The sequence below is a fragment of the Streptomyces sp. NPDC101191 genome (assembly GCF_044767915.1).
Classification (GTDB): Bacteria; Actinomycetota; Actinomycetes; order Streptomycetales; family Streptomycetaceae; genus Streptomyces.
Map to the genome: position 1 here is coordinate 142994 of NZ_JBIWOU010000001.1, position 19759 is coordinate 162752.

18 protein-coding genes are annotated in these 19759 nt (G+C 72.5%); 12 read left to right on the forward strand and 6 right to left on the reverse strand.

Going from position 1 to position 19759, the window contains the following annotated elements; translation table 11 throughout:
• Positions 1 to 15: 15 nt before the first annotated feature.
• From ACIRQF_RS00630 to ACIRQF_RS00660, 7 genes are all read left to right on the forward strand, one after another.
• Positions 16 to 1680 carry a sensor histidine kinase gene (locus ACIRQF_RS00630; protein WP_404087631.1) on the forward strand — a complete coding sequence of 555 codons (1665 nt, stop codon included), beginning with the start codon at positions 16 to 18 and terminating at the stop codon, positions 1678 to 1680.
• Positions 1680 to 2081 carry a roadblock/LC7 domain-containing protein gene (locus tag ACIRQF_RS00635; protein ID WP_266900618.1) on the forward strand — a complete coding sequence of 134 codons (402 nt, stop codon included), beginning with the start codon at positions 1680 to 1682 and terminating at the stop codon, positions 2079 to 2081. The genes ACIRQF_RS00630 and ACIRQF_RS00635 overlap by 1 nt, the downstream gene beginning before the upstream one ends.
• Positions 2078 to 2431, forward strand: coding sequence for a DUF742 domain-containing protein (locus tag ACIRQF_RS00640; protein WP_376634086.1), 354 nt, complete (start codon positions 2078 to 2080; stop codon positions 2429 to 2431). Before ACIRQF_RS00635 ends, ACIRQF_RS00640 begins: the two co-directional genes overlap by 4 nt.
• Positions 2412 to 3041 carry an ATP/GTP-binding protein gene (locus ACIRQF_RS00645; protein WP_376634084.1) on the forward strand — a complete coding sequence of 210 codons (630 nt, stop codon included), beginning with the start codon at positions 2412 to 2414 and terminating at the stop codon, positions 3039 to 3041. Before ACIRQF_RS00640 ends, ACIRQF_RS00645 begins: the two co-directional genes overlap by 20 nt.
• Positions 3038 to 4267 carry a cytochrome P450 gene (locus ACIRQF_RS00650; protein ID WP_382485928.1) on the forward strand — a complete coding sequence of 410 codons (1230 nt, stop codon included), beginning with the start codon at positions 3038 to 3040 and terminating at the stop codon, positions 4265 to 4267. Before ACIRQF_RS00645 ends, ACIRQF_RS00650 begins: the two co-directional genes overlap by 4 nt.
• The gene (locus ACIRQF_RS00655; protein ID WP_404087634.1) at positions 4264 to 5505 is read left to right on the forward strand and encodes a cytochrome P450; all 1242 of its coding nucleotides are present in this window, start codon (positions 4264 to 4266) and stop codon (positions 5503 to 5505) included. Before ACIRQF_RS00650 ends, ACIRQF_RS00655 begins: the two co-directional genes overlap by 4 nt.
• A 118-nt stretch (positions 5506 to 5623) precedes the next feature.
• Positions 5624 to 5896 carry a hypothetical protein gene (locus ACIRQF_RS00660; protein ID WP_376634078.1) on the forward strand — a complete coding sequence of 91 codons (273 nt, stop codon included), beginning with the start codon at positions 5624 to 5626 and terminating at the stop codon, positions 5894 to 5896.
• A 159-nt stretch (positions 5897 to 6055) separates the two neighbouring features.
• Here the strand turns inward: ACIRQF_RS00660 and ACIRQF_RS00665 are convergent, their stop codons facing one another.
• The 4 genes from ACIRQF_RS00665 to ACIRQF_RS00680 form a co-directional block, all read right to left on the reverse strand.
• On the reverse strand, positions 6056 to 6292 hold the full coding sequence (locus ACIRQF_RS00665) for a DUF6480 family protein (RefSeq protein ID WP_389757501.1): 237 nt from the start codon (positions 6290 to 6292) through the stop codon (positions 6056 to 6058).
• 193 nt (positions 6293 to 6485) lie between these two features.
• The gene (locus ACIRQF_RS00670; RefSeq protein WP_404087637.1) at positions 6486 to 8060 is read right to left on the reverse strand and encodes a phytoene desaturase family protein; all 1575 of its coding nucleotides are present in this window, start codon (positions 8058 to 8060) and stop codon (positions 6486 to 6488) included.
• Entirely contained in the window at positions 8053 to 8505 is a 453-nt protein-coding gene (locus ACIRQF_RS00675) for an SRPBCC family protein (protein ID WP_376634075.1), read from the reverse strand. The genes ACIRQF_RS00670 and ACIRQF_RS00675 overlap by 8 nt, the downstream gene beginning before the upstream one ends.
• A gap of 36 nt (positions 8506 to 8541) precedes the next feature.
• On the reverse strand, positions 8542 to 9528 hold the full coding sequence (locus tag ACIRQF_RS00680) for an SDR family NAD(P)-dependent oxidoreductase (RefSeq protein WP_404087639.1): 987 nt from the start codon (positions 9526 to 9528) through the stop codon (positions 8542 to 8544).
• Positions 9529 to 10610: 1082 nt separating this feature from the next.
• Here ACIRQF_RS00680 and ACIRQF_RS00685 point away from each other — a divergent pair.
• Together ACIRQF_RS00685 and ACIRQF_RS00690 are read left to right on the forward strand one after the other, a co-directional pair.
• Entirely contained in the window at positions 10611 to 11894 is a 1284-nt protein-coding gene (locus tag ACIRQF_RS00685) for a glutathione-independent formaldehyde dehydrogenase (RefSeq protein ID WP_404087641.1), read from the forward strand.
• Between the two features lie 249 nt (positions 11895 to 12143).
• Positions 12144 to 12779: a carbonic anhydrase gene (locus ACIRQF_RS00690; protein ID WP_403526155.1), complete on the forward strand. Its 636-nt coding sequence runs from the start codon at positions 12144 to 12146 to the stop codon at positions 12777 to 12779.
• Between the two features lie 301 nt (positions 12780 to 13080).
• Here the strand turns inward: ACIRQF_RS00690 and ACIRQF_RS00695 are convergent, their stop codons facing one another.
• Positions 13081 to 13527 (reverse strand): MscL family protein, encoded by a 447-nt coding sequence (locus tag ACIRQF_RS00695; protein WP_404087643.1) that lies wholly within the window; start codon positions 13525 to 13527, stop codon positions 13081 to 13083.
• Between the two features lie 400 nt (positions 13528 to 13927).
• On the opposite strand from ACIRQF_RS00695, the gene ACIRQF_RS00700 reads away from it, so the two are divergent.
• Together ACIRQF_RS00700 and ACIRQF_RS00705 are read left to right on the forward strand one after the other, a co-directional pair.
• Complete coding sequence (locus ACIRQF_RS00700; RefSeq protein ID WP_404087645.1) at positions 13928 to 15967, forward strand: calcium-binding protein; 2040 nt, start codon at positions 13928 to 13930, stop codon at positions 15965 to 15967.
• A 426-nt stretch (positions 15968 to 16393) separates the two neighbouring features.
• Positions 16394 to 16621, forward strand: a complete 228-nt coding sequence (locus ACIRQF_RS00705) for a DUF2945 domain-containing protein (RefSeq protein WP_376634064.1) — start codon at positions 16394 to 16396, stop codon at positions 16619 to 16621.
• A 66-nt stretch (positions 16622 to 16687) separates the two neighbouring features.
• Here the strand turns inward: ACIRQF_RS00705 and ACIRQF_RS00710 are convergent, their stop codons facing one another.
• Positions 16688 to 17161 carry a hypothetical protein gene (locus ACIRQF_RS00710; protein WP_404087647.1) on the reverse strand — a complete coding sequence of 158 codons (474 nt, stop codon included), beginning with the start codon at positions 17159 to 17161 and terminating at the stop codon, positions 16688 to 16690.
• Positions 17162 to 17517: 356 nt separating this feature from the next.
• Here ACIRQF_RS00710 and ACIRQF_RS00715 point away from each other — a divergent pair, with 356 nt between their 5' ends.
• Positions 17518 to 19728, forward strand: a complete 2211-nt coding sequence (locus ACIRQF_RS00715) for a SpoIIE family protein phosphatase (RefSeq protein WP_404087649.1) — start codon at positions 17518 to 17520, stop codon at positions 19726 to 19728.
• The last annotated feature ends 31 nt before the right edge of the window (positions 19729 to 19759 follow it).

Here is a 19759-nt window from a genome sequence, read left to right on the forward strand (position 1 = left end):
CCGAGAGTCTGGTTGATGTCGGCGTCACCCACCCCCTTCCGTCCTGCCCTGACCGCCTCGTTGCTGACCGCCGCCGCGGGCGGCGCGCTCGCCGTGGCCGCCGTCGCCGCGGCACCGGGCGAGGTCCGCGCCCCGCTCGGCTGGTTCGCCGCCTGCGGTGTCCTGCTCCTGTCGGCCTCGGCCTTCGCCGTGACGTGGTACGGGCGGATCTCGCGCGCCCTGAGCCGCAGGGCCGAGACCCTCGCCGCCGAAGTCGCCTCCAAGAACGCGTACCTCGTCGGCTTCAAGGCGACCGCCGAGCGCGAGACGGCCACGCTCAGGGAACGGCACGAGGCGGAGACCGCCGCCGCCCTGGCGGCCCACACGGCCCGGGCCGAGGAGCTCACCCGCTCCCACGCGGCCGAACTCGCCGAGCTGACCCGGGAACGGACCGCCGAGACCGCGCAGTTCGAGGCCCGGCTGCGCCGCGCCGAGTCCGGCCGGTCCGCCGCCATGGCGGCCGCGGCCAACGCCGCCGGACGTATGCAGGCGCTCGCCACGAGCATGCTCGCCGATCTCCGGGAGATGGAGAACCGGCACGCCGACGAGGACGTCCTCACCGACCTGCTCCACCTCGACCACCGCACCGCTCAGGCGGGCCGGCTCGCCGACTCCGTCGCCGTGCTCAGCGGTGCCAGGTCCGGCCGGCGCTGGGCCCGGCCCATCGGCATGGAGTCCATCCTCCGCGGCGCCATGGGCCGCATCAGCGGCTACCAGCGGGTGCGGCTGCACTCCACCAGCGACGCGGCCGTCGCCGGGCACGCGGCCGAGGGCGTCATGCACGCCCTGGCCGAACTCATGGACAACGCGGCGAACTTCTCTCCGCCCACCGCCGAGGTGCACGTCTACGTCGAGGAGGTCCCGGCCGGCGTCATCATCGCCGTCGAGGACAGCGGCCTCGTCATGAGCGACGTGCAGCAGCGCCGCGCCGAGGCCGCCGTCGGCTCCGCACCCCAGGACCTGGCCGGTCTCTCCGGCACCCGCCTCGGCCTCGCGGTCGTCGGCCGGCTCGCACGCAAGCACGGCCTGACCGTGTCGTTCCGCCCCTCCGCGCGCGGCGGCACCGGCGCCCTGCTGATGCTCCCCCAGGAACTGATCAGCCACGCGTCCGCCGAGCCGGCGGCCGGCCCCGCCGACCCGCTGCCCCCGGTGTCGGGTCGCGGCCTGTCCGCGCCCGTCTCCCCCGCCGGGACCGCTACCGCCGCCTCCCTCCCCGCGCCGGTGCCGGCGCCCGAGCCCGACACCGTCCACGACAGCCCCGCCGAGACCACCGCCGAGCACCCGCTGCTCGGCGAGAGCGGCCTGCCGCAGCGCCGTCGCGGCCGGGCCATGGCCGCCGCCCACCCCCAGGGCCCGGAGGTCGCCGCGAAGGCGTCCGCCGAGGGCCCCCGCAGGGGCGCGGCGGCCGGGGCGGCGAACCGGTTCGGCACGTTCCGCAGCGCGGTCCGCGCCACCGCCGTCCGTCCGGACGACGAGCCCGAGGGCGGACCGGACACCGCGTCCCCGTCCGCCCCGGCCGACCCCGTCGCGGCCGCTCCCGGCGACCGCTCCGTACCGTCCGATCCGGCCGGCAGCCGGACGTCCGCACCGCGGACGCCGTCGTCGTCCTCGAACCCCCCGTACCCGGAAGGCACCTCGTAATGACCGGCTCCACCACCGACGAGAAGCTCAGCTGGCTCCTCGAGGGCCTGCTGGAACGCACCGCGGGCACCCGGCACGCCCTGGTGCTCTCCCGTGACGGCCTCAAGCTCTGCCGCACCCCCGAGCTCTCCGTCGACCAGGCCGACCAGCTCGCCGCGATCGCCGCCGGCATCCAGAGCCTGTCGCACGGTGCCTCCGTGGAGTTCGGCGACGGCACCGGCGGGGTCCGCTCCGCGATCGCCGAGTTCTACGGCGGCATCCTGTTCATCGTGGAGGCCGGCGAGGGCGCCCACCTCGCGGTCGTCGCCGACGAGGACGCCGACGCCGGCCTCGTGGGCCACAACATGTCCGAGTTGGTGGAGCAGTTGGGCGAGCACCTGGTCGCGAGGCCCCGGGGATGAGCCGCGTCAGGCCGGGCCGGGACGACTCCCCCGACCGGCTCTACACCCTGACCGGCGGCCGGAGCCGCTCCGGATCCGACGCCTTCGACCTCGTGACCCTGGTGGTCTCCGAGAGCGACCCGGTCCCCGGCATGCAGTCCGAGCACGCCGCGATCCTGCGCATGTGCCGCTACCCCACCGCCGTGGTGGAGGTGGCGGCCGAACTCGGCCTGCCGGTGTCGATCACACGGATCCTCCTGGCCGACCTGCACGACACCGGCCGGGTCAGCGCACGGCATCCCCGCGCGTCGTACCGCCTTCCCGATCACGACATCCTGGAGCAGGTGCTCGTTGGACTCCGTAACCTCTGAACAGCGCCAGACCCTGCACAGCACCGCCGACAACGGACTGAAGATCGTCGTCGTCGGCGGATTCGGAGTCGGCAAGACCACCCTGGTCCGGTCGGTCAGCGAGATCCGTCCGCTGAACACCGAGGAGACGATGACGCAGGCGGGCGAGGGCGTCGACGACACCGCCGGCGTGACCGCCAAGTCGGCCACCACGGTGGCCTTCGACTTCGGCCGCATCTCGCTCGACGCCCACAACGTCCTGTACCTGTTCGGGGCGCCCGGCCAGGAGCGGTTCTGGTTCCTGTGGGACCGCCTCTTCTCCGGGACGCTCGGCGCGGTGGTCCTCGTCGACACCCGCCGGCTCGCCGACTCCTGGTACGCCATCGACCGCCTGGAACACCACGGAACGCCGTTCGTCGTCGCGTGCAACGACTTCGGCGGTCCCGCCCACACCCCCGCCCAGATCCGCGGGGCCCTCGACCTCGCCGACGAGGTTCCGCTGGTCTTCTGCGACGCCCGGTCGCGCGAGTCCAGCAAGCAGGTCCTCATCTCGCTCGTCGAGCACCTGCGGAGCGTCGTCGCCCCGGCCACGCCGCCGGTCCCGCAGCCGATCCCGGAGCCCGCCCCGTGACCCTCTCCGAGCAGCCGCCCGTCCCCCTGAGCGGGCCGCGTTTCCAGACCGACCCCAACGAGTTGTACCGGCAGATCAGGCGCGAGCACGGGGCGGTCGCCCCCGTCGTGCTGGACGGCGACGTACCCGCCTGGCTGGTCCTCGGCTACCGCGAGCTCCACCAGGTCACCAGCGACCCGGTCCTGTTCTCCCGCGACTCCGAGCTGTGGAACCAGTGGGACGCCATCCCGGCGGACTGGCCGCTGCTGCCGATGATCGGCCGCAAGCAGCCTTCCATCCTCTACACCGTCGGCGAGCGGCACCGCGAGCGCGCGGGCGTCATCTCCGCCGCCTTGGAGGGGATCGACCCGTTCCTGCTGAAGGAGCGGGCCGAGCGGTTCGCCGACGAGCTCATCGACGCCCTCTGCGGCAAGGGGGCCTGCGACATCATCGCCGAGTACGCGATGCTGCTGCCGGTCCGTGTCCTGGCCAGCGTCTACGGCTTCTCCGACGAGCAGGGGCCGGCACTGGTCACCGCCCTCAACGACATGATCAACGGTCAGGAGGGCGCGCTGGAGGGCCAGCGCCACCTGGCGGAGTCGATGTTCGCCCTGCTCGCCGCGAAGGCGGAGACCCCGGGCGACGACGTGGCCTCCCGCATGCTCGGCAACACCGCCGGCTTCACGCTCGAGGAGGTCGCCCAGGACCTCATGGTCATGCTGGCCGCCGGCCACCAGCCCACCGCCGACTGGATCGGCAACTCGCTGCGGCTGATGCTCACCGACGACCGGTTCGCCGCCTCCCTGTCCGGCGGCCGGCACAGCGTCGGCGAGGCGATGAACGAGGTCCTGTGGGAGGACACCCCCACCCAGAACGTCGCCGGCCGCTGGGCCTCGCGCGACACCCGTCTGGGCGGGCGCCGGATCGGCTCCGGCGACCTGCTGCTGCTCGGCCTGGCCGCCGCCAACTCCGATCCGCACGTGCGCGCCGACGCGGGCCGGCTCACCGGCGGCAACAACGCCTACCTCTCCTTCGGCCACGGCGAGCACCGCTGCCCCTTCCCCGCGCAGGAGGTCGCCGAGACCATCGCGCGCACGGGGATCGAGGTGCTGCTCGACCGGCTGCCGGACGTCGACCTCGCGGTCCCCGCGTCCGAGCTCGCCCGCCGCCCCTCGCCCTGGCTGCGCGGTCTCTCCGCGCTCCCCGTGACCTACACCCCGACCCCCGCCCTTGGAGCCCTCGGATGACCTGCCCGCACGCCCCCGCCGCGTCCGCCGCCGACGCCATCGCCCTGGACCCGTTCGTCGCCGACCTCGACGGCGAGAGCGCCCGGCTGCGGGCCGCCGGCCCGCTGGCCCGTGTCGTCCTGCCGGGCGGGGTGGCCTGCTGGGCGGTCACCCACCACGCCGAGGCGCGGCGGCTGCTCACCGATGCCCGCCTGGTCAAGGACATCGGCGTCTGGGGCGCGTGGCAGCGCGGCGAGATACCCATGGACTGGCCGCTGATCGGCCTGGCGAACCCCGGCAGGTCGATGCTGACGGTGGACGGCGACGAGCACCGCCGGCTGCGCACGCTGGTCGCGCAGGCGCTGACCGCCCGTCGGGTGGAGCGGCTGCGTGAGGGCATCGAGGCGCTGACCACGGGCATGCTGGACCGGCTGGCGGAGCGTCCGGCGGGCGAGGTCGTGGACCTGAAGGCGGAGTTCGCCTACCCGCTGCCGATGAACGTGGTCAGCGACCTCATGGGCGTCGACCCGGTCGACCACCCGCGGATGAAGGCCCTGTTCGAGAAGTTCTTCTCGACGCAGACGCCGCCCGAGGAGGTGCCGCAGATGATGGCGGACCTGGGCACGCTGTTCGCGGGGATCGTGGCGGGCAAGGTCGAGAAGCCCGGGGACGACCTGACGAGCGCGCTGCTCGAGGCGTCGGAGGGCGGCGACCGGCTCACCACGGAGGAGATCACCAACACCCTCCAGCTGATGGTGGCGGCCGGGCACGAGACGACGATCAGCCTGATCGTGAACGCCGTCGTCGCCCTGGAGACCCACCCCGAACAGCGTGCCCTGGTGCTCTCCGGCGAGGTGCCGTGGGCGAACGTGATCGAGGAGACCCTGCGCTGGTCGACGCCGACCTCGCACGTGCTGATCCGCTTCGCCACCGAGGACATCGAGGTGGGCGACCGGATCCTGCCCAAGGGCGAGGCGCTGATCGTGTCGTTCGGCGCGATCGGCCGGGACGAGGAACAGCACGGCCCGACGGCCGGCTCGTTCGACGTGACCCGCACGCCGAACCGTCACATCTCCTTCGGTCACGGCCCGCACGTCTGCCCCGGCGCCGCGCTCTCCCGGCTGGAGGCGTCGGTGGCCCTGCCCGCCCTGTACGCGCGCTTCCCCGGGCTGCGCCTCGCCGTCCCGCGCGAGGAGCTGCGGAACAAGCCGGTCGTCACCCAGAACGACCTGTTCGACCTCCCGGTCGTGCTGGCCTGACGGCCACCTGAGCGGAGGGAGCCCGTCGGTGTACCGGTGGCGTTCCCTCCGCGCTCGTGACGTCCTTCGCTCGCGGCTCGGGCCGTTTGTCCCGGCGGCCGCGGGCAAAACGGAGTCCATGAGAGGCATCGACTCCGTCATAAGAACCGTGGCCCACGTGCTCGCGGGCATCCTGGTCGTCTGGATCCTCATGGACCTGCTCGACGCCAACCGGGGCAACACCCTCGTCGGCTGGTTCCACTCCGCCGCCGACTGGCTCGCCGGCTGGTCGATCGGGCTCTTCGACGTCGCCGGGCACACCCTCCAGGTGCTGCTGGACTACGGCATCCCCGCGGTCGTCTACGTGGTGATCGCGAACATCCTCGCCAGCAGGGCGTTCGCCCGGGCGTAGCGGCGCCCGGCCGTGCGCGAAGGAGGCGGGCGCGGGGCTCTGGCGGCTGTGCCGTTCGTGAGACGGAACGCAACGGGGTCAGACCCCGCGGGCCGGCCGCGATCGACGGGGCGTCGCGCTCGTGGCGCTTCGGCCGGGTTCCGCGAGCCCGGCAGGCGTTCAGCGCGTGGCCAGGAGGATCGCGTACACAAGGAAGAACAGCGCGACAGCGAGGACGACGACCCACATGGCGATCAGCGGGCCGGCCGCCCAGCCGCGCTTCGGCCGCCGATAGGGGCCCGTTCCGGTGCCGGTCCCTGTCTCCGCCGGTGGTGTCTCCCCCGGAGGTACGCCGCCGCCCGGCTCCAAGCCGGCCGTGGTGCGCGGATCAGGGTCGGGGTTGCTCGGGATGCTCATGACCTCACCTCCTGGGTGGCCGGTCGGGCCGTGTGCACGGCGGGTACCCGAGGGTCCGCCCGGCATTCGCCAGGCCGCCGCGGCTACGCCTGGCCGCTCCCGGCCGCCGCCCCTGTACCGGGCTGCCAGGGGCCGCTCATGGTTGGCCTGCCGTTGTCGGCGTCGCGCGCCTCCTGCCGCGGGTGAGCCGTTCTCAACGGCGTCGGCGGGGCATGCGCGGTGCCCTGAGGGCGGCCCGGGCCGCATTGGCGCCGGGTGCCCCATGGACGCCTCCGCCCGGGTGCGCCGTGGCGGAGCAGAGGTAGAGGCCACGGACCGGCGTGCGCGGGCGCCCGGTGCCGGGCACCGGACGGAACATCATCTGCTGGTGGAGGTTGGTCGTGCCCTGGTTGACCGCTCCCCCCACGAGCGACGGGTTGAGCCGCTCGAGGTCGGGAGGCCCGAGCACGCGACGGGCGCGGATCGAGGCTCGGAAGCCCGGCGCGAGGCGCTCGATTCCCGACTCCACGCGGTCGGCGAAGGCCTCCTTCTCCCGCTCGTCCCAGCGGCCGACGATGCCCCCCTCCCCCGCGTCGGACCGGATGTGCTGCGGTACGTGCGTGTAGCCCCAGGCCGATTCGGTACCCGCCGGAGAGCGGCTCTGGTCGGCCGTGGTCATCTGCCCCAGCACGGTGAACGGCACATCGGGCACCCGGTCCCTGGCGAGCTGCCCGGCGAAGCAGGTGAGCGCGTCGACGCCCTCGGCGACGTGCACCGTCCCGGCGCCGCGTGCGCCCGCGCATTCCCAGGGGATGGGACCGGACAGGGCCCAGTCCACCTTGACGGTCGCGAAGTCCCATTGGAAGCGGCGCAGGTCGGAGACGAGACGCGCCGGCAGGTGCTCCGCACCGACGAGGCGTTCGTAGAGCAGTGGGGCGGGCACGTCTGCGAACACGGCCCGGCGCACCGGGATCCCGGTACCGTCGTCGAGGCGGACACCGACCGCCGTGCGGTCGCGGATCACGACCCGGGTGACCGCACGGCCGCAGTGCACCGTGCCGCCGCGGTCGCGCAAGCGGGCGACGAGCGCGTCGGTGAGGCGGCCGGCGCCGCCGACGGGCACGGGGAAGCCGAACTCCTGGCCCAGCATGCACGTCAACCAGCCGAAGCCCCCGCCCAGGGCCGATTCCGGGCCGAGGTCCGCATGGAGGGCGTTACCGGCGATCAGCAGGCGGCCTCCCTCACCCGCGAAGTACTCGTCGCCGAAGCGGCGTGCGGGCAACAGCATCGTGCGCAGCAGGCGCAGAGCCTCGTCGGGCCCGGTCCCGGCGATCAGCCGCAGTCCCGCGCGGAGCGGCGGGAACGGGGTGAAGAGGCAGGAGATGAGGTCGTCACCGACCCGCTGCCAGAGGTGGTGCAGACGCTCCCATGCCTCGGCGTCGGAGGCCGCGAAGTCGCCGAGCGACGCCGCCGTACGCTCGGGGTCACGGCTGAGGACCGCACAGCGCCCGTCCGCGAGCGGGTGTGCCACCACTCCGGGTGCGTGGCTCCACCGAAGCCCGTAGCGGTCGAGCGCGAGGCTGCGGATCACCGGCGAAGCCGCGGCCAGCGGGTAGAAGGCACTGAACACGTCGTGGACGTAGTCGGGGTGCACGCCGGTGTCGCTGCGCACGGCGCCGCCGGGGTGTTCGCGGGCCTCCACGACGACGACGTCCCAGCCGGCGTCCGCCAGGACGTTCGCCGCGACGAGTCCGTTGGGTCCGGAGCCGATGACCACTGCGTCAGGCACGGCCACCGGACCGCTCCTTCTCCTCTGCGGCTCTCTCGGCCAGTCGCACCAGCATCCACCGGTGCCGCCAGCGCAGGAGCGCGTCCACCGCGGAGTTGTGCCATCGTGCGGCAAGTCCGCCCAAGGGGTGCTCGTCGACGATGACCAGGGTGTCCTCGCCCCATGGCTCCACGAGGAAGGCGATACGGGCGCTGCCCACGTCGGTACGCGCCTCCAATTCGAGGCGGTGGACCGGTTCGCACAGGCGGGAGATCGTCCGGCCCCGGTAGGACCACGGCCCGACGCGCAGGGTGTAGCCCAGTTCCGCGCCCGGGGCGGGCCAATGCCCGTTCTGCTCCCAGGAGTCGTGGGTACCGACCACGAATCGGGCGTACTGCTGTCCGTCGCTCAGGACGGACCAGACGTCGTCCGGCCGGGCTTCGATGAGGCGGTTCCACTGTGCCACGGTGCTCTCTCCTCTACGTGTGGCCGGGACGGGCGTCTACGCGCGGGGCCGGGGACGGGCACCCAGCACTCCCGCCGCCGCTCCCACGGCGACCAGGGCGACGGCTCGGCGTGCTGCCGTACGAAGCCCTGCGTGGTAGCCGCCCGCCACCGCTGCGGTGTCCCCCGAGGGGCTGTAGAGCACGCCCGTCGTGGCTCTCGCCGTGCCGGGAGTGCCGAGATAGCCGTGCTCGGTGCGCCACCGAATCAGTGTGCGGACCAGCCACGGCGCGAGAGTGTGGGCCAGGGGCAGCAGCCGAGCGGCGGGGCCCACGAGAACCCTCCGCCTGGGCCGGGCGGCGGCGCGCAGCACGGCCCGCGCCACCCGTTCGGGGGTGGCGACCGCCGGCATGGACCGCATGCGGCGGCCTGTGCGGTTGGCGGCGTGTGCGAAGAACGGAGTGTCGACGCCGGTCGGCAGGACGGTGCAGACGGTGATGTCGCGGTCGCCCGTCAGCTCCAGCTCCTGGCGGAGGCTCTCGTCCAACGTCACCAGGGCGGCCTTGGACACGGCATAGGCACCCATGTAGGGGGCTTCGACGGCGCCTCCGAGGACGGAGGACACATCGATCAGGACGCCGTGCCCCTGGCCGCGCATCGCCGGGAGCGCGGCGCGGGCCCCGTGGAGGGCGCCCAGCACGTTGACGTCCCACAGACGGCGCACGTCTTCCGGGGGAACTTGGTCGAGCAGGCCGAGAATCCCGACGCCCGCCGCGTTCACCCAGACATCGATGCGGCCGTAGCGGTCGATCGCCGTCGCCGCCACCCGGGCCACGGCGTCCGCGTCGGTGACGTCCGCGCACACCGCCGTCGCCTCGGCCCTGGGGTGGGCGGCGGTGCACTCCTCGACGACCTCGGTCAGGGCCTCGGCGCTGCGGGCCGTGACGACTGTCCGGGCGCCTCGGTCGGCGAACGCACGGGCCACCGCCCGTCCGATCCCGCTCGACGCGCCCGTGACGACGACGACCGTTCCCGCCGGAGGCATGCGATGACGTCTTCTCATGCCGGGCGAGTCACCCGAATCAAGGGATTCATTCGCCTCCCTCGCGGCGCGCCGCTCGGTCGTCCCGGGGTCAGCCGGTGAACGGGTCGAGGTCGCCGAGGACGGGGCCGTGGCGGGCCGCCGGGTCGAGGCGGCCGGCGTCGCGAGACGCACGTCAGCCTGAAGGAAGGGAGAGGCGCGCGTCAGCCGGAGGGAAGGCCGAGGCTCGCGTCAGCCTGAGGGAAGGGAGAGGCGCGCGTTAGCCTGAGGGAGGGGCGAGGCCCGCGTCAGCCCGAGGGAGGGGCGAGGCCCGCGTCAGCCCGAGGGAGGGGCGAGGCAGCCCGTGTAGCCGCCGCCGTCGATGCGGCGGGCTTCGACGTGGGCGCAGGGCAGAGCCCACGGCGGACTCAGCGCGACCCCGGTCAGTGGGCGGCCGCCCCGAACTCGGCGTGTTGGGTGCGCAGGGCGAAGTCGGGCTCACCACTGGGCGGGCGGCCCATGAACCGGCGGCGCGTCTCAGCACGCGCGTCCCGCATGAGTGCGTTGAACTCCTCGTTCGTGAGCCGACGCCTTCCGCGTCCCCCACTCCGGGGGACGCGGCCGTCGGTGTGCCCGCGCATCTCGGAACCTCCGTCCGATCCGTACTGTCCGACCGGCGACTACCCCGCAGCGGCGAGAACAGACCTCGGTAGCGCGATACGTGGTCGATCCTGACCTCTGCCCCCCTGACGCAAAGAGGACGCGTGGGCTGCGCTCCGTCAGTGCGCCGCCGCGGCGCATCGAAGCCGCGTGGACGGGTCGACTCGGCAGAAGCGCGGCGGCTCCGCACGAGGGCGTTTTCCGTCATCTCGGACGGGCAGGCGCCGAGCAGTCCAAGGCAGCCGGGCGACCTGGCGTTACGGCGCCGATGCGAGCGGCGCGTGGACGGGCCGGCGATGTCGGGCCGGCTCGTCGACGTACCGGGTTTTCAGCGAACCCCATCGATGTGGCCGGCCATCACCAGGTCCAGGAGAACCGGCTCCGTCGGCCACAGGTCGCCGTCGGCCCCCTGTCAGCGCGAGGCACGGCGGCGGTGAGGAGCGATCATGAAAGCGGCAGTGTACGAAGGACCCCGCACGGTGACGGTCAAGGACGTGCCGGATGCGCGGATCGAACATCCCAATGACATCCTCGTCAAGATCACTACCACCAACATCTGCGGTTCCGACCTGCACATGTACGAGGGAAGGACCTCCTTCGAGACCGGTCGGGCCATGGGGCACGAGAACCTCGGCCAGGTCGTCGAGATCGGCGACGCGGTCAGCAAGATCCAGGTCGGCGACTGGGTGGTCCTCCCCTTCAACATCGCCTGCGGCTTCTGCAAGCAATGCGAGCAGGGCCTGACGAACTACTGCCTGACCATGCAGCCCAAGGCCGACATGGCCGGTGCCGCCTACGGTTTCGCGGAGATGGGGCCGTATCAGGGCGGCCAGGCGGAACTGCTGCGCGTGCCGTACGGCGACTTCAACGCCCTGCGTCTGGGCGAGGACGCGGCCGAGCGCCAGCTCGACTACGTGATGCTGGCCGACATCTTCCCCACGGGCTACCACGCCACCGAGATGGCACAGGTGAAGCCCGGGGACCAGACCATCGTGTACGGAGCAGGGCCGGTCGGTCTGATGGCCGCCTACTCGGCGATCCTGAAGGGCGCGGGCCGGGTCTGGGTCGCCGATCACCAGCCCGACCGGCTGCGGCTGGCCGAACGGATCGGTGCCATCCCCATCAACACGGCAGAGGAGGACCCGACAGAGGTCGTCAAGGAGGCCACGCTGGGACTCGGTGCGGACAACGGCTGTGAATGCGTCGGATATCAGGCCCACGACCCTCAGGGCGAGGAGGACGCGAGCCTGACCTTGAACGGCCTCATCGACGCCGTGCGCTTCACCGGCAGCCTCGGGGTGGTCGGTGTCTTCGTCCCCGAGGACCCGGGGGCGGCCGAGACCCAGGGACAGCTCGAAGCCAAGGGGAAGATCCCCATCGACTTCGGGATGTTCTGGTTCAAGGGCCAGCGCATGGGCACCGGACAGGCCCCGGTGAAGCGCTACAACCGGGCCCTGCGCGATCTCATCGCCGGCGGGAAGGCAGAACCCGGCTTCATCGTGTCCCACGAGCTCGGCCTCGACGAGGCGCCGGCCGCCTACGAGCACTTCGACAACCGCGACGACGGATGGACCAAGGTCGTCCTCCACCCGGACGGGCGGAACAGCGGCAACGGGCAGCACCATGCGCACAGCACGCTGCAGGAACTGCGCCACGAAGCTGCCGAACGCGGGGTCAAAGGACGCTCCCGGATGAACAGGGAACAGCTCGAATCCGCCCTCGAAGACTGAATCCCCAGGGAGGATCGGCTGCGCACGCACGGACCACCACGGCGACCCCGGACGCCGTTCGGGGGGGGTTGAACGGTCTGATGGCGACGCGACGGCCGGGGCGACACGACCGCCCGGTCACGGGCACGAGGGCGGTGCTGATCGTTTCACCCCCTTGGTCGCCTTTTGCACGGCGACGTGCCCACGGCCGTCGGGTCCCTGTTCAGGCCCGGCCACGCACGGCGCACAGGTGGGCCATAGGCTTGGGCCATGCCCAGAACTTCACCTGCCGTTGCCTTCGACGCCCTGCTCTCCGGGAACAAGCGATTCATCGCGGGTACGCCCGAGCACCCCAACCAAGACGCCGCCCGCCGCACGGACCTCGCACCGGGCCAAGACCCCTTCGCCGTGGTCCTGGGGTGCTCGGACTCGCGACTGGCCGCCGAGATCATTTTCGATCAGGGCCTGGGAGACCTCTTCGTCGTACGAACCGCCGGCCACGTTCTGGGGTCGGAGGTGCTGGGAAGTGTCGAGTACGCGACGAGCGTGCTCGGTGCGCGTCTGGTCGTGGTCCTGGGCCATGATTCGTGCGGCGCGGTGGCGGCTGCCCGCGCGGCTGTGGAGGACGGCTTCTCCGCCAAGGGGTTCGTCCGTGACGTCGTCGAGCGCGTCACCCCGAGCATCCTGGCCGCGCGTGCCTCCGGTCTCACGTCCGACAGTGACATCGTGGACGAGCACATCAGGCACACCGTTGACCTGCTTCTGGACCGTTCGCGCCTGCTCGCGGAGCAGGTCGAGGCCGGCGAGATCGCTGTCGTCGGCCTCGGTTACCGTCTCGCCGAGGGCAGTGCGCGTCTGGTGACATCGCGCGGGCCCCTCGCCGAAATGGAGCAGGCAGGCTCGTAGCACCGGGCTTCGACTGCTCCGGCGGGGACGCGGCCCCGCCGGAGCAGTCGTCGTCCTGGGGTGGAAGCACCAGCTGATCCGGGTCCGGCGGGCGCGACCGGAGGAGCGAGTGACTGCTGCTCAGCAGCCTTGCGACGAAGCTCCGGTGACGGTGGCCCGGACGCCGGAATGCTCGCGGCCGCGCGCCGGCCCGGCTGACCGAGCGGGAGACAGCGCTTCAGCTGGTCGCTTCCCAGCCCTGCCTTTTCGTCTCCCGCGGTCGCACGCTCGTGGGTGGCATCGAAGCGCGGCAGCTGCACGCCTAGGCAGGTGAAGCGCTGCCGACGGTCGGGGGCTGCTCGGTAGCGCAGTGGAGGCACTTGCTCGCGGCGGCCGGCAGGTCCTCGGACAGGCAGGCCGGGCAGGTCTTCACGGGTCCGGGCTCGCCGAATGCCGTGACACCGCGGCGGGCCTGGTAGTGCTTGTACGGGACGACGATCACGAAGTAGATGACCGCCATGAAGATCACGAAGTAGATCAGCGCGGAGATGAACTGGCCGAGGTCGAGGTACGTCGCCTCGTTCCCTTCGTCGCCGAGCTGCCACCCGAGCCCCAGCGACTTTCCTCCCTGGAGACGGCTGACGATCGGATTGATCACGTAGTCGGTGAACGCTTTGATCAGGGTCGAGAAGGCCAGCGCGATGACCAGCCCGACGGCAATGGTGACGAGGTCCCCACGCATGAGGAAGTTCTTGAAGCCTTTGAGCACTGTCCGTTCCCTTTCCGAGCACCCGCGTGCCCGGCCCACGGGCACGGCGGGAGCAGTGCTCAGCAGCTAATCGCACGCCCCGGCTCAGCTGACGGAGCCACGGCGTGATGACGCACGGACGGCCGCAGGCCGCCCGGTACCACCCCGGGCTCGGTCGCGACCGGACGACGGCGGCCGCCACCGGCAGGGACCGTCCCTCACCGGGAACACGGGCGGCAGGGCGGGCAGGTGGGGACACTCGTCAACACGCGTGCCGAGCACTCACTCACGCGAGTGGGATCGTCTCGTCCAGCGGGCGCAGTGCCGCGAGCCGCTCCGTTTCCGCAGGCAGCGACGGCTGGAAGCTGTGCTCCGTCATCAACGGTGGCCGGCCGCGAGGCGGCCCGAGGCGGAGGTCCGCATGTCCACATTCCCTTCTCTCCACAGCGCGCCACGGGACGGCAGGCGGAGACGAGCGGGCGGCGGCCGGTATGCGGCGGCCGCCCTCGTCGGAGGAGTGTCGCTGTCGCTCGTCCTGAGTCTGCCCGGAATCGCGACAGCGGCGCCGGGCGACCTCGACACGAGCTTCAGCGGGGACGGCAAAGCCCTCATCGATGTCGCCGCGGTCGAGTACAACGAGGACGTCCTGGTCCAGCCGGACGGCAAGATCGTGACTCTCGGCAGCGGGTTCGATTTCGACGGACCGAACGACTTCATCCTGGTGCGCCACAACTCCAACGGCACGCTGGACACGACGTTCGGCGGGGGCGACGGCATGGTCGCCACCGACTTCGGCGGCTCCACCGACGACGTGGCGCGGGCGCTGACCCTGGCCTCCAACGGCAAGATCGTCGCCGTCGGCAACAGCACCGTCGAGGGCGGGCCGGTCCAGGTCGCGGTCGCCCGCTACAACAGCGACGGCTCCCTGGACACCTCTTTCAGCGGCGACGGCAAGCTGGTTACGGGCCTGGGAGGCACCACCAACGCCTTCGCCAACACCGTGATCATGGGGACGGACGACCGGATCGTCGTGGGTGGTGTCTACGGCGGCGATGCCATGGTGGCCGCCATCACCCCCGCCGGAGTGCCGGAGGCCGGATGGGGTGACGACGGCTCGGGCAAGACGGTCTTCGCTTACCCGGGCGGCGGCTCCGCGGTCAACGCCCTGACACCGGCCGGCGGCGAGGCCTATGTCGCGGCCGGTTCCAGCCCCGCCGGTTTCGGCCTGATGCGCTTCTTCCAGGAGGCCGGCGGCACGGACACGTCCTTCGGCGACAACGGCAAGGTGGCGACCCCGTTCGGCAACGAGATCCGAGGCGTGGCGTTGGCCGACGGGCTGAAGATCGTCGCCGGAGGTTCCAGCGGCAGCGGCGTCGGTTCCGAGTTCGCGGTGGCCCGGTACAACCAGGACGGCACGCTGGACACCACCTTCGGGGGCGGTGACGGCACCGTGACCACGGGGTTCGGCGGGAACGGGGCGGCCGGGAACGACATGGAGCTCCAGGGCGACCAGAAGATCGTCGTGGCGGGCGGGGCGAACGGCGACTTCGCGGTCGCTCGCTACAACCCGGACGGCTCCCTGGACACCACGTTCAGCGGTGACGGCCGGGTGACCACCGACATCGAGACGTTCTTCGACGAGGGGCTCGCCGTCGATCTGCAGCCCGACGGCAAGATCGTCGTCTCCGGCAGCGACGGTGACAACCAGGCCGTGGTGCGCTACCTGGTGAGCGGCACCCCACCGCCGCCGCCCAGCGTGGACCTCTCGGTCACCAAGACCGGCCCCACCACCGTCAGCCTCGGCGACCAGGCCACGTACACGATCCGCGTGACCAACAACAGCCCCACGACCGGCGCCACCGGTGTGTCCATCTCCGACACCCTGACGGGCGGCTCGGGGACTCTGCTGTCGGCGACGCCCAGCCAGGGCGGTCCGTGCGCGGTGAACCCGACCACGATGACCTGCCGCCTGAACACGCTCGCCCCCGGCGGGTCGGCCACCGTCACCGTGGTCGCGGAGCCGCGCGCCACGGGCACTCTCACGGACTGGGTGGCGGCCGCGGCGGTCGAGCAGGATCCCAATCCGGCCAACAACAACGCCAATGCGGCCACGACCGTGAACAACGCGCGTGGCTGCACGATCGTCGGCACGAGCGCCACCGAGACGCTCAGGGGCACCTCCGCGAGCGACGTGATCTGCGCGCTGAGCGGCAATGACACGGTCTACGGCAACGACGGCAGCGACGTCGTGTACGGCGGCGCCGGCAACGACTGGGTCAGCGGCGGCGCCGGCAACGACCGGCTGATCGGCCAGACGGGCGGCGACCGGCTGAACGGAGACGGAGGCAACGACACGCTCGACTCCCGTGACGGGATCGGCGGCAACGACATCGCGGACGGCGGCTCCGGCTTCGACGCGTGCACCACCGACACGGGCGACTACCGCTACAGCTGCCCCTGAGCCGTCCTGAAGAGGCGGGTCCGCGGCCCGGCCACCGCGTCGCCTCCGTAGAGGAACCGACCGGCGGGCGGCACGGCGCCCTCGCGGTTCGGTCGCGAGCCGCAGCACGGGTACGGGCGTCCTCGTTGCCCCGCCCGCCGCGTCGGTCCACCAGGGGAACACGCCCACGGTGACCGGCGCGGCGCGCGGAAACCGCCGCCGCACCATTCGTGGCCCGGCGGCCGCCCGCCACGGCACGGCCTCCCTTCGGCCTCCTGCTCCAGGAGCGGTACAGCGAGCGCTCCGCGGAGGGCCAAGGCGGGAACGCCTCGCTCTGACGCACGCTCGCGATGGACACGCCCTGGGTGCGGACTCCGGTGGAAGCAGGGAGAGTGGCGAGGCGAGCGCCACGACGGCGCTGCAGCGGTGTCAACGGAAGGTGCTGCGATGGCGAAGAAGAAGCTGTCTCCCGGCGACGACGTCACCTGGTCGAGCCACGGTCAGCGAGTCGAGGGCACGGTCAAGAAGAAGATCGACAAGCGGACGAGCGCTGCCGGCAGGACCGTGGACGCTTCGGAGAAGGATCCGCAGTACGAAGTGGAGAGCGACCGGACCGGCAAGTCCGCGGTGCACAAGCCACAGGCCCTGCGGAGGAAGGGCGGCGGGAGCTCGTGACCCGCGCCGACGACACAGGGCCGCCACGACAGCCCGCCGCGGCAGGCCTCCTCTCCCCGCCCGTCGTCAGCGGAGACCGGCTGTGTGGTCGGGATGGCCCTCAGTCCGACGCGCCTCCTTGAGCCGTGCCTCGTAAAGATGGTCGCGGCCGCCGGCGAGGCGGGAGACCGCGAGCCGTTCAAGGGCCTTGAACGGCTCGTAGTAGGTCCCGTCGTACGCCTCCACGATCTGGAACGTCCAGTGATCGGGGATGACGTTGCGCCCGAGGATCTCGCCCTCCACGCGACGCGCCCATTCGCCGTGGCCGGCGTCCCGCAGCAGCCTCACCGCACGGTCCAGCTCGAAATCGGCCGTGCCTGTCAGCTGGTGAAAGGTGTACAGAGCGCCGCGGGCACGCTCGACCGTCTCCAGTGCTTTGGAAAGCGACCCCAGCGCCTCGACCGTGGCATCGCTCACCGCCGGGGGCGCCGGCCGGGCGCCGTCGGGACGCGTCGGGCGGGGGTCACTCTCGCGGGCTCTCGACTCGTCGCTGAAGTTCATGGAACACCTCTCCTCCGTCGGTGTGGCCCCTCATGTGCCCACAGCCCGGCCGGCTCCTCCGGCGCACGAACGAGCAACGCTGTGTCTTCCCGATCGCGGCCCGGGCTGGATGCAGCGACATGGCACCTCTCGGTGCAGACGCCGCCCCCGGTGGCCGCGCGCGATGACCGGTCCGGAGTGCCGGCCTGGTGGCGCGGCGAGACGCGCCGCCCGCCGCAGCGGTGGCCGCCTCGCCGCCGGCGGTCGGATTCAGCAGGGTGAGTGCCCACCGGACGAGTCGGCTGCTGCCGCCCACGAGCGACCGCGTGCCCCCGCGGCCAGCGCGATCTATCCGGCTATGGGCGTATTGTCTGGCTATGCGAGCTGCGGTATCCGGCGCCGGCGAGCAGCCCGGGCCGGCTGGGCTGCTCGGCACCGTGCTCGTCGACACCGTGCGGCGCACCGGCGCCTCCGCGGGGGTCGTGTACCTGCTGGACGAGGCTGCGCAGACGCTCGGTCTGGCGGTGTTGTGCGGACTGCCGGAGGAGGTGGCCTGGCCTTGGCACCGGATCCCGCTCACGAGTGCCGCCCCCGTCAGCGAGGCCGTCCGTGAGAACCGTCTGGTGTGGGTCGGCTCCCAGGAGGAGATGGCCCGCTGGTACCCGCAGGTCGCGGCGAGCCTGCCGTACCGCTTCGCCCTCGCCGCCACGCCGCTGTCGGGCCGCTCCCGCTGCTGGGGCGGCCTGGTCCTGCTGTGGCCGGCCTCCCACCCGGAGCGTGCCACCCGCCGCGAGCTGGGCCACATCTCCGCCGAGGCACGGGGCATCGCGCACGTCCTTGACCAACTGCCGGACCCCCCGCGCGCGCCCGAGCAACCGCTCCGGGTGTCGCTCACCGAGCCCCACCCGTACACGGACCGGTCCCCCCAGGCGGCCGCTGACTACGCCGAGCGGCTGCCCGACGGCGCCCTGGCCCTTGACCTGGAGGGCCGGATCACGTTCGTGAACGGCGCGGCGTCCGCCCTGCTCGGCCACTCCGCGGACCGGCTGCTGGGAACCCGGCCCTGGCAGTCCCTGCCCTGGCTGGACCAGCCCACCGTCGAGGACCGGTACCGCACGGCCGTGATCAGTCGCGAACCGGTCGAGTTCACCGCTCTGCGCCCACCGGACGGGCGGCTTCGCTTCCAGCTCTACCCGGACGGCAGCGGCATCTCCGTCCGCGTCACCGTCGCACCGGCGCCCGCCCGCGACCGTCCCGACCCCGACCCCGACGGCGATCGGCCGGAGACCGCACGCCCGTCCCGCCCCGAGACCGTCGCGCCCCGAACCGCGCACACCGGCCGCCTCTACCAGCTCCTGCATCTGGCGTCCGCCCTGACCGAGACCGTGGCCGTCAGCGACGTCGTCGAGCTGGTCGCCGGGCAGGTCCTTCCCGCGTTCAGTGCGGACGGGCTGGTGCTGTCCGCCGCCGAGGCGGGCCGCCTGACGATCACCGGCTGGCACGGTTACGACCGAAAGGCCCTCGAGGTCCTCGACGGCCTGCCCCTGGGTACCGGTCTCACTCCGGCCGGGCGCGTGCTGTCCACCGGCATCCCGTCGTTCTTCGCCAGCGTCGAGGAGCTGGCCCGCGAGTACCCCCAGGCGCCCCTGATGAGCGGCAAACGCGCCTGGGCCTTCCTGCCCCTGCTGATCTCCGGCCGGCCCGTCGGCTGCTGCATCCTCTCCTACGACAGGCCTCACCCGTTCACCGCCGATGAACGAGCGGTCCTGACCTCCCTCGCCGGCCTGATCGCACAGGCGCTGGACCGGGCCCAGCTCTACGACGCCGTGCACGGCCTCGCCCTGGGCCTTCAGGAAACCCTCCTGCCGCACCGCCTGCCGGCGGTGCCCGGCCTCGCCATGGCCGCCCGCTACCTGCCCGCCAGCCGCGGCATGGACATCGGCGGCGACTTCTACGACGTCATCCCCCTCGACGCCGCCACCGTCGCCGCCGTCATCGGCGACGTCCAGGGTCACAACGTCGCCGCCGCTGCCCTGATGGGCCAGGTCCGAACCGCCATCCGCGCCACGACCGGCGCCTCACCCGACCAGGTCCTGGCCCGCACGAACCGGGTCCTGATCGGCCTGGACACCGACCTGCTCGTCTCCTGCCTGTACGTCCGGATCGACCTGGCCCACGGGCGGGCCACCCTTGCCAGCGCCGGCCATCCACCGCCTTTCCTGCACCGGCCGGGGCAGGAAGGCCTGGTCGTCGGACTCGACCCGGCCCCACCCCTCGGCATCGATCTCGACATGCCGTACCCCGTCACCGACCTCGCCCTCCCGCCGGGAAGCACCCTCGGTCTCTACACCGACGGACTCGTGGAGGTACCGGGCACCGACCCCGACCGGACGGCGGCCGACCTCGCCCGACAACTGGCCCGCCACCGCGACAAGGACGTCGAGGGACTCGTCGACGATCTCATCCGACGCGCCTGGCCCACGGGCCGGTACACGGACGACACCGCCCTGCTCCTGCTGCGCACCACCGTGCAGGGGGGCCCGGCAGCGGCGGACCGTCCGGCACCGGGGAACTCGCGACGCCCGTGACTCCACGTCGCCCGCGGCCGTGACGTGAGCG

What these genes read in the sequence shown, in the direction of transcription:
- ACIRQF_RS00640 (WP_376634086.1), top strand. Translation starts at nt 2,078, where the DNA reads ATGAGCCGCGTCAGGCCGGGCCGGGACGACTCCCCCGACCGGCTCTAC.
- ACIRQF_RS00700 (WP_404087645.1), top strand. Translation starts at nt 13,928, where the DNA reads ATGTCCACATTCCCTTCTCTCCACAGCGCGCCACGGGACGGCAGGCGG.
- ACIRQF_RS00630 (WP_404087631.1), top strand. Translation starts at nt 16, where the DNA reads ATGTCGGCGTCACCCACCCCCTTCCGTCCTGCCCTGACCGCCTCGTTG.
- ACIRQF_RS00715 (WP_404087649.1), top strand. Translation starts at nt 17,518, where the DNA reads ATGCGAGCTGCGGTATCCGGCGCCGGCGAGCAGCCCGGGCCGGCTGGG.
- ACIRQF_RS00660 (WP_376634078.1), top strand. Translation starts at nt 5,624, where the DNA reads ATGAGAGGCATCGACTCCGTCATAAGAACCGTGGCCCACGTGCTCGCG.
- ACIRQF_RS00635 (WP_266900618.1), top strand. Translation starts at nt 1,680, where the DNA reads ATGACCGGCTCCACCACCGACGAGAAGCTCAGCTGGCTCCTCGAGGGC.
- ACIRQF_RS00690 (WP_403526155.1), top strand. Translation starts at nt 12,144, where the DNA reads ATGCCCAGAACTTCACCTGCCGTTGCCTTCGACGCCCTGCTCTCCGGG.
- ACIRQF_RS00665 (WP_389757501.1), bottom strand. Translation starts at nt 6,292, where the DNA reads ATGAGCATCCCGAGCAACCCCGACCCTGATCCGCGCACCACGGCCGGC.
- ACIRQF_RS00685 (WP_404087641.1), top strand. Translation starts at nt 10,611, where the DNA reads ATGAAAGCGGCAGTGTACGAAGGACCCCGCACGGTGACGGTCAAGGAC.
- ACIRQF_RS00655 (WP_404087634.1), top strand. Translation starts at nt 4,264, where the DNA reads ATGACCTGCCCGCACGCCCCCGCCGCGTCCGCCGCCGACGCCATCGCC.
- ACIRQF_RS00705 (WP_376634064.1), top strand. Translation starts at nt 16,394, where the DNA reads ATGGCGAAGAAGAAGCTGTCTCCCGGCGACGACGTCACCTGGTCGAGC.
- ACIRQF_RS00680 (WP_404087639.1), bottom strand. Translation starts at nt 9,528, where the DNA reads ATGCCTCCGGCGGGAACGGTCGTCGTCGTCACGGGCGCGTCGAGCGGG.
- ACIRQF_RS00710 (WP_404087647.1), bottom strand. Translation starts at nt 17,161, where the DNA reads ATGAACTTCAGCGACGAGTCGAGAGCCCGCGAGAGTGACCCCCGCCCG.